This is a genomic window from Nocardia elegans NBRC 108235, assembly GCF_001612845.1.
GTDB lineage: Bacteria > Actinomycetota > Actinomycetes > Mycobacteriales > Mycobacteriaceae > Nocardia > Nocardia nova.
The window spans coordinates 85,021-99,561 of sequence record NZ_BDBF01000033.1; the positions used below are offsets into that span (position 1 = coordinate 85,021).

Sequence of the window (14,541 nt, forward strand, 5' to 3'; positions counted from 1 at the left end):
CTACCAGGCCCGCACCGCGGGCGCTGCGCCGCAGTGGTCGCCGCTGCCGATCCAGTACGCCGATTACGCGCTGTGGCAGCAGCGCACGCTCGGGTCGATCGGGGATCCGGACTCGGAATCCGCTCGGCAGCTGGAATTCTGGCGTACGCAACTGTCCGGGGCGCCGGAGCTGTCGGCGCTGCCGACCGACCGTCCGCGCCCCGCGATCGCCTCCCAGCGGGGCGGTGCCCGCACCGCGCGGCTGAGTCCCGCCCTGCACCAGCGCATTCACGATCTCGCGGCCGCGCATCGGGTGACACCGTTCATGGTGCTGCACGCCGCGCTGTCGGTGCTGCTGTCCCGATTCGGAGGCAGCGACGACATCGTGATCGGCGCCCCGGTCGCCGGGCGCGGTGATCAGGCGCTCGACGATCTGGTCGGCATGTTCGTCAACACCCTGGTGCTGCGGACGCCGGTGCACAGCGGGGACAGTCTCGCCGAACATCTCGACCACGTGCGGGCCGTCGACCTCGCGGCCTTCGACCATGCCGCGGTGCCGTTCGAACAGCTCGTCGACGTCCTGAATCCGGCTCGCTCCCGGGCACATTCCCCGCTGTACCAGGTCTCGTTGACGCTGCAGAACCAGACCCGCGCGCAGCTGCGGCTCGACGGGCTGGAGATCGCCGCGGTCGAACCCGCGGCGGCGCCGATCCAGGTCGACCAGCACTGGACCGCGAACGAGACCTACGCGCCGGACGGTACGGCCGCGGGTATCGACCTGCACGTGCACTATGCCGCCGACCTGTTCGATCCGGAGACCGTCGCGGCGCTGCTCGACGGCTTCGAGCGGATCGTGGCGGCGATGGCGGCCGACGGGACCACCCGGGTCGCCGACGTCGAGCTGATGTCGCCGGCCGAACGCGAGCGGCTGATCGGCGGGCACGATGCCACCGCCTACCCGGTCGGCCCCCGCACCCTGCCCGAACTTCTCGCCGCCCGGCCGCAGCGCCCGGCCGCGCAGGCGGTGACCTTCGAGGGCACCAGTCTGTCCTATCGCGAATTCGACCGGCGGGTGCACCGGCTCGCGCGCTATCTGATCGCCCGCGGCGTGGGACCGGATACCGCTGTGGCCGTGCGCATTCCGCGCTCGCTGGAGTTGGTCGTCGCCATCCACGCGATCGTCACCGCCGGGGCGGCCTACGTACCGCTGGACCCCGACCATCCCGTCGATCGCGTGCGCCACGTGCTCGACACCGCACGACCCGCCTGTGTGCTGACCACCACCGACGCATCCGAGTTACCGGCCGGTGTGGACGCGGTGCGGCTGGACCGGCTGGATTTGTCCGGCTGTGCCGACGACGCGGTGACCGATGCCGACCGGGTGTCGCCACTGCGGCCGGAGCATATGGCGTATGTGATTTTCACGTCGGGGTCGACGGGTCGTCCCAAGGGTGTGGCGGTGAGTCACGCGGCGATCGTGAATCGTCTGGTGTGGATGCAGGCCGAGTACGGGTTGAGCTCCGACGATGTGGTGTTGCAGAAGACTCCGGCGACGTTCGATGTGTCGGTGTGGGAGTTCTTCTGGCCGTTGCAGGTGGGTGCGCGGCTGGTGGTGGCGCGCCCCGATGGGCACCGCGATCCGGCGTATCTCGCGCGGTTGATGGACGAGGAGGCCGTGACCACGGCGCACTTCGTCCCCTCGATGCTGGCCGTATTCGTCAGCTCGGTGGCGGCGGCCCCGGCGTCGCTGCGTCGCGTGTTCACCTCGGGTGAGGCGTTGCCCGCGGATACGGCCGCGCGCTGGCGTGAGCTCGGTGGTGCGCCGCTGCACAATTTGTACGGTCCGACCGAGGCCGCGGTCGATGTCACCTTCCACGAGGTGACCGAGGCGGACGCGGTGACCGTGCCGATCGGCCGTCCCGTCGCCAATACCCGTGTCTACGTGCTGGATTCGATGCTTCGTCCGGTGCCCGTCGGGGTCACCGGCGAGCTGTACCTGGCGGGCGATCAGCTTGCGCGCGGGTACGTCGGCCGTCCCGACCTGACCTCCGATCGCTTCGTCGCCGACCCGTTCGACGCCGGAGCCCGGATGTACCGCACCGGCGATCTGGTCCGCTGGAACCGCGCCGGTGAGCTGGAATATCTGGGCCGCAACGACTTCCAGGTGAAGTTGCGCGGACTGCGCATCGAACTCGGCGAGATCGAGGCCGCGCTGACCGGGCGGACCGGCGTCGCCCAGGCGGCGGTGGTGGTGACGGGAGCGGGCGAGCGGGCCCGGCTGCACGCCTACGTGGTGCCGGCGGCGGGCGCCTCCGTCGATTCCGATGCCGTCCTGGCCGCCGCGGGCCGCGCCCTGCCCGCGTACATGGTCCCGGCCGGTGTCACGGTGCTGGCGCAACTACCGGTGAACAGCTCCGGAAAGCTCGACCGCGCCGCACTGCCGGCCGTGGACCCGGGGGAGAAGTCCGTCTACCGCGCCCCGGCCGAAGGGGCCGAGGCCGTGGTCGCCGCCGTGATGGCCGAGCTGCTGGGCCTCGACCCGGCCGGTGCCGACCGCTTCGGTGCCGACGACGACTTCTTCGCCGCGGGCGGTAACTCCCTGCTCGCCATGCGGGTGGTCGCCCGGGTCAACGACGCGCTGGGCTGCGATCTCAACGTCGCCGAGATCTTCGGCGCACCCACCGCCGCCCTGCTCGCCCGCCTCGTCGACGACGCACCGGGCGCGACCGTCCCGCCGCTGATCGCCGGGCCGCGCCCCGACCGAATTCCGTTGTCGCTCGCCCAAACTCGCATCTGGCTGCTGAACCGCATCGAGCCGGATTCGGCGATGTACAACATCCCGTTCGCGCTGCGCCTGCGCGGCGATCTGGACGAATTCGCCCTCTCCGAGGCGATCACCGATGTCCTGGCTCGGCACGAGTCGCTGCGCACGGTCTTCCCCGAGGATGCCGAAGGCCCGCGCCAGGACATTCGCGCCGTCGAGGACTGCGCCGCCACGGCCCTCACGCTACATACCGTGAATGCCGGCGACGTGGATGCCGAACTCGCCGCCGCGGCGGCGCGCGGCTTCGATCTGCGGCACGACATTCCGTTGCGGATCAGCGCTTTCCGGGTAGCGCCCGACGAACACATCCTGCTGGTGGTCGTGCACCACATCGCGGCCGACGGCGTGTCCACCGCGCCGCTGGCCCGCGATCTGGTGACCGCTTACGCCGCCCGCAGGGCCGCGGCGGTACCCGACTGGCAGCCGCTGCCGGTGCAGTACGCCGATTTCGCGCTGTGGCAGCACGCGGTCCTGGGTCGCGCGGACGATCCCGAATCCCGCCTGGCCCGCCACCTCGAATTCTGGCGCGCCGAGCTGGCCGACCTGCCCGCCGTCGTCGACCTGCCGGGCGACCGGCCGCGGCCGGCGGTGGCGTCGGGCGCGGGCGCGGCGATCGAATTCCGCATTCCGGCCGAGCTGACCGCCGCCGTCGAGACCCTGGCCCGGCGCGTGGGCGTGTCCACCTTCATGGTGCTGCACGCCGCCTACGCCACCCTGCTCGCCAAGCTGTCCGGTACGGAGGACCTGGCCGTCGGCACACCGATCGCGGGCCGATCGGCGCAGGCGCTGGACGATCTGGTCGGCATGTTTGTCAACACACTGGTCCTGCGCACCCGGATCGGCGCGCACGAACGGTTCGGTGAGCTGCTCGCCCAGGTCCGCGACGCCGACGTGCGGGCCTTCGCCCACGCCGACCTGCCGTTCGACCGGCTGGTCGAGGAGGTGAATCCCGAACGCTCCCAAGCCTATGCGCCGATCGTGCAGGTGATGCTGTCGTTCGAGCAGCGCTCCGGCACCGACCTGCGGCTACCCGGGCTGGAGGTGACCGATTACCCGCTGGCCAATCCCGTGGCGCAATTCGATCTCGCGCTGTCGCTGTCCGAGGTCGACGGCGCGCAGGGCCGCGAACTCCAGGCGGTGCTGCGGTATGCCACCGATCTGTTCGACGCGTCGACGGTGACCGCACTCGGTCGCCGGCTGCTACGGGTGCTCACCGCGGTGACGACGGACCCCGACGTCCGCATCCGCGACATCGATCTGCTGGAACTGTCCGAACGGTTGCAGGTCCTCGACATCTGGAATGCGACCGCGGCCGAAATCGACCGCACCGCAACGCTTCCCGTGCTGTTCGATGTGCAGGCCGCGCGCACGCCCAAGGCGCCCGCGCTCACCTACGCGGAGACGACGCTGACCTACGCCGAATTCGGCGCCCGCGTGAACCGGCTCGCCCGCCACCTGATCGCGCAGGGCGTGGGTCCCGGATCGCTGGTGGCGCTGCATATGCGCCGTTCGCTGGAACTCGTGGTCGGCATGTACGCGACCGTCGCCGCGGGGGCAGGCTATGTGCCGCTGGACCCCGATCATCCCGCCGAACGCATCCGGTACGTCCTCGACACCGCGCGTCCGGCCTGTGTACTCGCGACCACGGATGCGCCGGTGCGCACGGAGTCGGCGCCGCCGGTGCTCGACCTCGATCGACTGGACGTGTCCGGCTACGCCGACGGTCCGCTGACCGATGTGGATCGGATGGGCAAGCTGCGGCCGGAGCATGTGGCGTATGTGATTTTCACGTCGGGGTCGACGGGTCGTCCCAAGGGTGTGGCGGTGAGTCACGGGGCGATCGTGAATCGTCTGGTGTGGATGCAGTCGGAGTATCGCCTCGGTGCGGATGATGTGGTGTTGCAGAAGACTCCGGCGACCTTCGATGTGTCGGTGTGGGAGTTCTTCTGGCCGTTGCAGGTGGGTGCGCGGCTGGTAGTGGCGCGTCCGGACGGCCACCGCGACCCGGCCTACCTCGCGCGCGTGATGGACGACGAGGCGATCACGACCGCGCACTTCGTGCCCTCGATGCTGTCGGTCTTCGTCGACGCGGCGGCCGATGCCTCCGCGTTGGTTCCCGCGCGCCTGCGCCGGGTGTTCACCTCGGGTGAGGCGTTGCCCGCGGATACGGCCGCGCGCTGGCGTGAGCTCGGTGGTGCGCCGCTGCACAATTTGTACGGTCCGACCGAGGCCGCGGTCGATGTCACCTTCCACGAGGTGACCGAGGCGGACGCGGTGACCGTGCCGATCGGCCGTCCCGTCGCCAATACCCGTGTCTACGTGCTGGATTCGGCGCTGCGCCCCGTCCCCGTCGGTGTGGCGGGCGAGTTGTATCTCGCCGGAACACAATTGGCCCAGGGGTATGTCGACCGGCCCGACCTGACCGCGGACCGCTTCGTGGCCGATCCGTTCCGCGCCGGTGAACGCATGTATCGCACCGGCGATATCGCACGCTGGCAGGCCACGGGCGAACTGGAATACGTGGGCCGCACCGATTTCCAGGTGAAGGTGCGCGGCCTGCGCATCGAACTCGGTGAGATCGAGGCCGCCCTGCGCGAATCCGAGGGCGTCGCCCAGGCCGTGGCCGTGGTGCGCGACGACCGCGACACCGGCGATCGGATCGTCGCCTACGTGGTCGCCGCGTCCGGCCGTGACCTGGATGCCGAGCGGCTGCGCGCCGACTGTGCCCGGCGGCTGCCCGAATACATGGTCCCCGCGGTGATCATGACCTTGGAGTCCCTGCCCCTCAACGCCTCGGGCAAACTGGACCGGAAAGCCCTGCCGGAGCCGGCTTTCCGGCCGCGCGCCTTCCGCGCTCCCGGCACGCGGGCCGAACTCGCCGTCGCCGCCGTCTACGCGGAGCTGCTGGGTCTGGACCGCGTCGGACTCGACGACGACTTCTTCGCCCTCGGCGGCAATTCGCTGACCGCCACCCGTGTCGCCGCCCGGCTGGGCGCCGAACTCGACGCCGAACTACCGGTACGCCTGATCTTCGATGCGCCGGCCGTCGGTGCCTTGGCCGCCCGCGTCGCGGAATTCGCGGGCCGCGGCGCCGCCGTGCCGCTGATCGCGCGCCCGCGCCCGGACCTGGTGCCGCTCTCGCCGGCGCAGCAGCGCATGTGGTTCCTCAACCGGTTCGACCCCGGGCAGAGCGTGCACAACATCCCCGTCGCGCTGCGCCTCACCGGTGCGCTGGATACGGCGGCGCTGGAATCCGCACTCGCCGATATCGTCGCGCGCCACGAAACGTTGCGCACGGTGTACCCGGATATCGGCGGCATCGGCTATCAGCAGATTCGGCCGGCCGACCACGTACCGGTGTTGTCGCGGCTGCACGGCGACGACATCGCCGCGGTCATCGGCGCATTCGTCGCCGAACCCTTCGATGTGACCACCGAGGTTCCGCTGCGCGTGGCCCTGTTGCCGGTGCGATCGGAAACCGCTGCGCCCGAACATATTCTGGTTCTCGTCGTTCACCACATCGCCGCGGACGGCTTCTCGATGGGACCGCTCGCGCGCGATATCGCCACGGCTTACGCGGCCCGCAGTGCCGGGACCGCCCCGCAGTGGCACGAGCTGGCGATCCAGTACGCCGACTACGCGCTGTGGCAGCGCGAAGTACTCGGCGCGGAATCCGATCCCGAGTCCTCGGCCGCGCGCCAACTGGAGTTCTGGCGCGACCGGTTGCGCGGACTTCCGGCCCGGCTGGACCTGCCCACCGACCGGCCACGCCCGGCGGTGGCCGATCACGCGGCGGCCACGATCACCGTCGACTTCGACGCGCGGCTGCGCGCCGGCCTGGACGGCCTGGCCGGACGCTACGAGAGCACGCCCTTCATGGTGGTGCATGCCGCGCTCGCGGTACTGCTCGCCCGGATGTCGGGGACGGCCGATATCGCCATCGGCGCACCGGTCGCCGGACGTGGTGCGGCGGTGCTCGACGATCTGGTCGGCATGTTCGTCAACACCCTCGTGCTGCGCTCCGATATCCAGGCGGCGCAGCCGTTCTCGGCCGTGCTGCGGCAGGTGCGCGAGAATGATCTCGCCGCCTTCGCCCACGCCGACATCCCGTTCGAGCGGCTCGTGGAGGTGCTCGACCCGCCTCGGTCGCAAGCCCACCACCCGCTGTTCCAGGTGGCGTTGTTCTTCCAGAACCTGAATCCGGTGACGGTCGAACTGGGTGAGCTGACCGTCGGCGAGGTGCGTCTCGACACCGCGGTGAATCCGTTCGACCTGCAGGTCACCGTCACCGATCGCGAGATCGGGTTCACCTATGCGACAGCGCTTTTCGACGCGGTGACGGTCGAGGGGCTGGCCGAGCGGTTCCTGCGGGTGCTCGAGTCGGTCGTCGACGAGCCGCAACGCGTCGTCGGCGATATCGACCTGTTCGCCGCCGGTGAGCGAGAGCGCGTCCTCACCGAGTGGAACGATTCGGCGCATATCGGTTTCGGCGCGGAACTGCTGCTCGACGAATTCGAAGCGCAGGCCGCGACCGCGCCGCAACTGCCCGCCGTGCGCTACATCCCGGACGACGGCTCGGCGCCGACCGTCCTCACCTACGGCGAGCTGGACAGCCGCAGCAACCGGCTCGCCCGCCACCTCATCGCCGCCGGGGTGGGCCCGGAATCGCCGGTCGCCCTGTCGATTCGGCGGTCGCCGGCGTTGGTGGTGGCGATGTACGCCGTGCTGAAGGCCGGCGGGGCGTACGTTCCCATCGATCCCGACCATCCGGCCCAGCGCATCGCCCACATCCTGGAGACGGCCCGGCCCGCGGTCCTGCTCACCACCGCCGGTGCCGAGGTGGACTTCGACGGCCCGACCGTCGCGGTCGACTCCGTCGCCCTCGACGCCTACCGCGACGACCCGATCGCGGTGAACGAACGCCACAGCCCGATGTACGCGAACCATCCGGCCTACGTGATCTTCACCTCCGGTTCGACCGGAAAGCCCAAGGGCGTCACCGTCACTCACGCGGCGATCGTCAATCAGATGACGTGGATGCAGGCCGAATACCGGCTCACCGCCGCCGATGTGTACCTGCAGAAGACCGCGACCACCTTCGACGTCTCGCTGTGGGGCTACTTCCTGCCGTTGCGGATCGGCGCCACCCTGGTGCTGGCCGCTCCGGACGGCCACCGCGACCCGGGCTACCTGGCCGAGACCATCGCCGAATACGGCGTCACCGTCACCGATTTCGTGCCCTCGATGCTCAGTGTCTTCGCCGCGCAGGTCGGCTCGGCGCAGGTGCGGTCGCTGCGACAGGTGTTCGTGATCGGTGAGGCGCTGCCCGCCGAGACGGTGCGGGCGTTCGGCGCGATCAGCTCGGCGCGGCTGCACAACCTGTACGGGCCCACCGAGGCGGCGGTCTCGATCACCTACCGGGATGTCACCGGGGTGACCGACCGCCCGGCCCTGCCGATCGGCCGGCCCGAATGGAACAGCCGCGTCTACGTGCTGGATTCGCGGCTGCGGCCGACCCCGCCGGGTGTCGCGGGCGAGTTGTATCTGGCCGGCGCCCAGCTGGCGCGCGGCTACTACGGCCGCGCCGACCTCACCGCCGACCGGTTCGTCGCCGATCCGTTCGCGGTGTCGAACGGCGCCGGCGAACCCGGCTCCCGGATGTACCGCACCGGTGATCTGGTGCGCTGGGACGTCAGCGGCGGCGCACCGGAACTGATCTACCTCGGCCGCACCGACTTCCAGGTGAAATTCCGGGGTCAGCGCATCGAACTCGGCGAGATCGAGGCGGTGCTCGCGGCGGTGCCCGGTGTCGCCGCGGCGGCCGTGCGGATCGTGACGGCTCCGGGCGGCGACCACCTCATCGGTTTCGTCACCGCGGCCGGCGACGGCTCCGTCGCACCCGGCCTCGGCGAGCGGGCGCGCGACGCCGCCGTCGCGCAACTGCCCGGGTACATGGTCCCGTCGGCCGTGGTCGTCCTGGACGCGTTCCCGCTCAATGCCTCCGGCAAGCTCGACCGCACTGCGCTGCCCGATGCCGGTGATCCGCGGGTCGCGGCGGTCTTCGGCGGTGGCGAGTACCGCGAGCCGAGCACACCGGCTCAGCGGCTGGTCGCCGAAACCTTCGCGCAGGTACTCGGCATCGAACGGGTCGGCGCCGACGACGACTTCTTCGCCCTCGGCGGTAATTCGCTGGTCGCGACGCGGGTACTGGCCCGGCTCGGCGAGCGCCACGGCCGTCGCGTTCCGGTGCGCATGCTGTTCGAACACCCGACCGTCGCCGGTCTGGCGGCCGTCATGATCGACATCGACGGCAGCGCAACGGATCTGCCCGGACCCGTCGCCGCCGAACGGCCCGAGGTCGTTCCGCTGGCGCCGGTGCAGCAGGGCATGTGGTTCCTCAACCGCCTGGCTCCGGATTCGGCGGCCGACAATATCGCGGTCGCGGTCCGTATCCTCGGCGATCTGGACGAGGCGACCATGTACGGCGCCTTCACCGATGTGGTCGCCCGCCACGAGGCGCTGCGCACCTACTATCCGCTCGATGCCGAGGGTGAGGGCTGCCAGGCAGTGCTGCCTCCCGAACAGGCGCATATCGAGTTCGAGAGCCGAACGGGCGCCGCGGCGGAGCCGATCGCCGACTTCGCCGGACGCGGTTTCGACGTCACCGCCGCACCGCCGGTACGGGCCCTGCTCATCCGCGAATCCGACACCAGCCACGTCTTCGTCGTGGTCGTCCACCACATCGCCGCGGACGGCTATTCGCTGAATCCGCTGCTGCGGGATCTGATCGCCGCCTATCTGGCCCGCCGGACGCGGACCGCGCCGAACTGGCCCGCGCTGCCCGTGCAGTATGCGGATTACGCACTGTGGCAACGACAGTCGCTGGTTGCCGCCGAGGCCGAACACCTGGACTTCTGGACCCGGACGCTGGCGGATCTGCCCGACGAACTCGCCCTGCCCGCCGACCGGCCGCGCCCGGCCGTGGCCTCGCGCCGGGGTGCGGTCGTGCGCGGTCGTATCGACGGCGCCGTCGCCGGTGCGGTCCAGCGCCTCGCCAAGGCGCACGGCGCGACCCCGTTCATGGTCTGGCACGCCGCCCTGACCGTGCTGCTGGGCCGGCTGTCCGGCGGTGACGACATCGCGATCGGCACCCCCGTCGCCGGACGCGGCGCCAGTGCACTCGACGAGCTGATCGGCATGTTCGTCAACACCCTCACGCTGCGGACGAGACCTCGGATCACCGACAGTTTCGATGCGGTGCTCGCGCACACCCGCGCCGTCGACCTGGCCGCATTCGCCCATGCGGCACTGCCTTTCGATCGCGTGGTCGACGCCCTGGGCGTGGCGCGTACCGCGGACCGCAACCCACTGTTCACGGTGTCGCTGAGCTATCTCAATCTCGGCGCACACACCCATGCCGTACCGGGGCTGATCCTCGAGCCGGTCGAATTCGACAATCCCGTGGCCAAATTCGACCTGCAGTTCACCGTGTCGGACGAACTCGACGCCGACGGGCACCTGCCGCTCGAACTCACCTATGCCACCGACCTGTACGACCCGGCCACCGCGGCGGGACTGCTGCGGCGGCTGGGCCGGGTGATCGGTGCGGCCGTCGCCGAACCGCAGCGCGCCGTCGGCGATATCGACCTGCTGTCCCCGGCCGAACACGCGGCCCTGCTCGACGCTCGGCCGACGCCGTTCGTCGCCGCGCGCACACTCGCGGATTTCCTGGCGGAGGCGGCCCGCCGCAATCCCACCGGTATCGCGCTGTGTGGCGACGGCCGGGATGTGACCTACGCGGAACTGGACGCCGAATCGAGCCGATTGGCGCGCGTCCTGATCGAATCCGGCGTCGGCACAGAGGATTTCGTCGCGATTGCGATCACCCGATCGGTGCGGTGGGTGGTGGCCTGGTGGGCGGTGGCGAAGGCGGGTGCCGCCTTCCTGCCCGTCGATCCGGACTATCCGGCGGAGCGGATCGCCCATATGCTCGCCGATTCCGGTGCGGCCGTGGGTATCACCACCGTCGCGGACGCCGCCGCGCTCCCGGCGACGGTGCGCACGCTCACCGTCGACGCGCCGGAACTCGCTGCCCGCCTGCGGAATACCTCTCCGGCGCCTATCGAGACGCACGAACTGCTGCGCCCGGTTCGGTTGCAGAATCCGGCATGGATGATCTACACCTCCGGCACGACCGGTAAGCCGAAGGGCGTCGTGGTGACCCACGGCGGTATCGGGGCGATCGTTGCCGCGCATCGCCGGCACTATCGGGTCGATTCGGGCGCGCGGGTGCTGCACGCCTCCTCCCCGAGCTTCGACGCGTCGATGCTGGAACTGCTGATGGCCTTCGCGGGCTCGGCGACCGCCGTCATCGCGCCGGTCGGCGTCTACGGCGGCGACGAGCTGACGGAATTGCTGGCAGCGCAGCGTGTTTCGCACGCCTTCATCACCCCCGCCGTGCTGCGGACCCTCGACCCCGCCGCGCTGCCCCGGCTGCGGCGGCTGACGGTCGGTGGTGAGGCCTACGGTCCGGACCTGATGGCCCGCTGGGCCGCGGGCCGCGAATTCCACAACACCTACGGCCCGACCGAGACCACCGTGTTCGCCACCGTGAGCGCGGTGAAGCGTCCGGGCGACCCGCTGGACATGGGCGCCCCGATCGCCGGAATGTCGGCGGTGGTACTCGACGGGCGGCTGCGCCCGGTGCCGCTCGGCGTCACGGGTGAGTTGTATCTGCGCGGCCCCGGGCTCGCGCGCGGTTATCACGCGCGGTCGGCGCTGACGGCCGAGCGCTTCGTCGCCGATCCGTACGGTGCACCGGGTGAGCGGCTCTACCGCACCGGCGATCTGGTGCGCTGGGTGGCGCGCGGCGAGGACTACGTCGTCGAATACGTGGGCCGGTCCGACCATCAGGTGAAGGTGCGCGGCCTGCGCATCGAACTCGGCGAGATCGACGCGGTGCTGGCGGCGCACGAGTCGGTCGCATTCGCCGCCACCCTCGGCCATCTCGATGCGGCGGGGGAGACCTCGCTGGTCGCCTATGTGGTCGCCGCAGCCGGGCACGTGGTCGACGTGGACGAACTGGTGGCCCACGCCTCCCGCAGTCTCACCGCGTACATGGTTCCGGCCGCGATCATGGTCATCGACGAGATTCCGCTGACGCCGACCGGAAAACTGGATCGGAAGGCGTTGCCGGAGCCGGTTTTCCGGGTAGCCGAATTCCGCGCCCCGCGCACGGCCGCCGAATCCACGGTCGCCGACATCGTGGCCGGGGTGCTCGGCCTCGGCGAATCCCGCCGCATCGGCCTCGACGACGACTTCTTCGCACTCGGTGGCAACTCGCTCACCGCAACCCGGTTGGCCGCGCGGCTCGGATCGGCATTCGAGACGACGGTGCCGGTGCGCGCCGTCTTCGAACATCCCACGGTGGCCGCCCTCGCGGCCGCCGCCGCGGCGCCGGAGGGCGCGCCGGCCCGGGTGGCGCTCACCCCGCGCGCCGTCGACGGGCCGGTGCCGCTGTCGCTCGCGCAGCAGCGCATGTGGCTGCTCAACCGGATGGACGAGCACTCCGCCGCCTACACGATCCCGCTCGCCATGCGGTTGAGCGGTGCACTCGACGTGCCCGCGCTGAATGCCGCGTTCGCCGATGTGGTGGCCCGGCACGAGGTGCTGCGGACGGTGTATCCGCAGACCGACGCGGGACCCGTGCAGGTGATCCTCCCCGTCGCCGACGCCCCGGCACCGCACTTGGCGCCCGTGCCGCTGCACAGCGCCGACATGCTCGATGCCGTATCGCACTTCGTCACCGAGCCGTTCGACGTGACGGCCGCGGTGCCGCTGCGGGCCCGGCTGTTCGTCGTCACCGACGCACCCGGCAGCGAGTACGTCCTGGTCGTGGCCGTGCATCACATCGCCGCCGACGGGTCCTCGCTGGTACCGCTGGCCCGGGACGTGATGACCGCCTACGCCGCCCGCCGCGGCGGGACCGCGCCGGACTGGACGCCGCTGCCGGTCCAGTACGCCGACTTCGCGCTCTGGCAGCGCGAGGTGCTCGGCTCCGAGGAGGATCCGGAATCGCTGGCCGCCCGGCAGATCGGGTACTGGACTCGCACCCTGGCGGGGCTGCCCGACCAGCTGGCGCTGCCCACCGACCGGCCGCGTCCGGCGACGGTCTCCACCGCAGGTGGCACCGTCGATTTCACCGTGGACGCCGCGACACACACCCGGCTTGCCGAGATCGGACGCACCCACGGCGCGACGCTGTTCATGGTGATGCACGCCGCCTTCGCGACCCTGCTGTCGCGGCTGTCGGCCTCGACGGATATCGCGATCGGTACTCCCATCGCCGGCCGCGGTGACAGGGCCCTCGACGAGTTGGTCGGCATGTTCGTCAACACCCTGGTGCTGCGCACCGAGGTCGATCCGGGCGCCGGCTTCGCCGAACTGCTCACGGGCGTGCGCGACGGCGACCTGGCCGCCTTCTCCCACGCCGACATTCCGTTCGAGCGGCTGGTGGAGGTGCTGAACCCGGTCCGGTCGACCGCCCGGCATCCGCTGTTCCAGGTCGGATTCTCCTTCCACAATCAGGCCGCCGCGGAATTCGCGCTGGACGGCCTGACGGTGAGCGCGGCGGATTTCGATACCGCGGTCTCGCAGTTCGACCTGCATCTGGTGATCACCGACCGCTACGACGCATCCGGTGCGCCGCTCGGCATGGCCGCCTCCCTCACCTACGCCACCGCTCTCTTCGATGCCCCCACCGTGGCCGGCTTCGGCGAGCGGCTGCTACGGCTGCTGGAAGCGGTGTGCGCCGATCCGGCGCGGGCGCTCGGCTCGGTGGATCTGCTCGCGCCGCAGGAGCGGGCGCGGATTCTGCAGACCTGGAACGACACCGCCGAACCTTATTGCGCGACAACGCTTCCCGCGCTGTGGACCGCGACGGTGGAAGCCGCCGGTACCGCGCCCGCGCTGATCGTCGATCGCGACGGTGCCGGTGAATCGGTGAGCTATGCCGAATTGTCGGCGCAGGTCAACCGTCTCGCCCGGCATCTCATCGCACTGGGCGTCGGCCCGGAGACCCGCGTGGCGCTGGCCGTGCGCCGTTCCCGGGAACTGATCGTCGCCATGTACGCGGTCAGCGTCGCCGGTGGCGCGTACGTGCCGGTCGATCCGGACCAGCCGGCCGAACGCGTCGACTACATCCTCTCGACCGCGGCTCCGCTGTGTGTGCTGACCACCTCGGATATCGCACCGACGCTGCGGGACAGGCAGTTCCGCGTGGTGGACGTCGACGAGGTGCCGGAGCTGTCCGCCGCCCCGGTGACCGATCGGGACCGCCGTGCCCCGCTGCTGCCGCAGCATCCGGCCTACGTCATCTTCACCTCCGGATCGACGGGCCGACCCAAGGGCGTCACCGTCGCGCACGAGGCGATCGTCAACCAATTGCGCTGGAAGACGGCGGCATTCGAATTGGACGCCGACGACGCGGTGTTGTTGAAGACCGCCGCCACCTTCGACCTCTCGGTGTGGGAGTTCTGGTCCGCCGCCGTCTGTGGTGGCCGGCTCGTGGTCGCCGCCCCGGACGGCCATCGCGATCCCGCCTACCTCGACGAGCTGATGCGGCGCGAGCGGGTGACCACGCTGCACGTCGTCCCGTCGATGCTCGACGCGCTGCTCACCGCCTCCGGCGGACGCCTGCCGGCCTCGCTGCGCCGCATCCTCGCCATCGGCGAGGCCCT

At 70.7% G+C, this 14,541-nt stretch carries 1 protein-coding gene (only partly in view); it reads left to right on the forward strand.

Annotation, left to right across the window (positions count from 1 at the left end):
• Nucleotides 1–14,541: part of a non-ribosomal peptide synthetase coding region (locus NE2_RS22960; protein WP_063029277.1), annotated on the forward strand (this coding region is incomplete at its 3' end). 9,044 nt of the annotated region lie to the left of the window's left edge; the window shows 14,541 of its 23,585 annotated nt.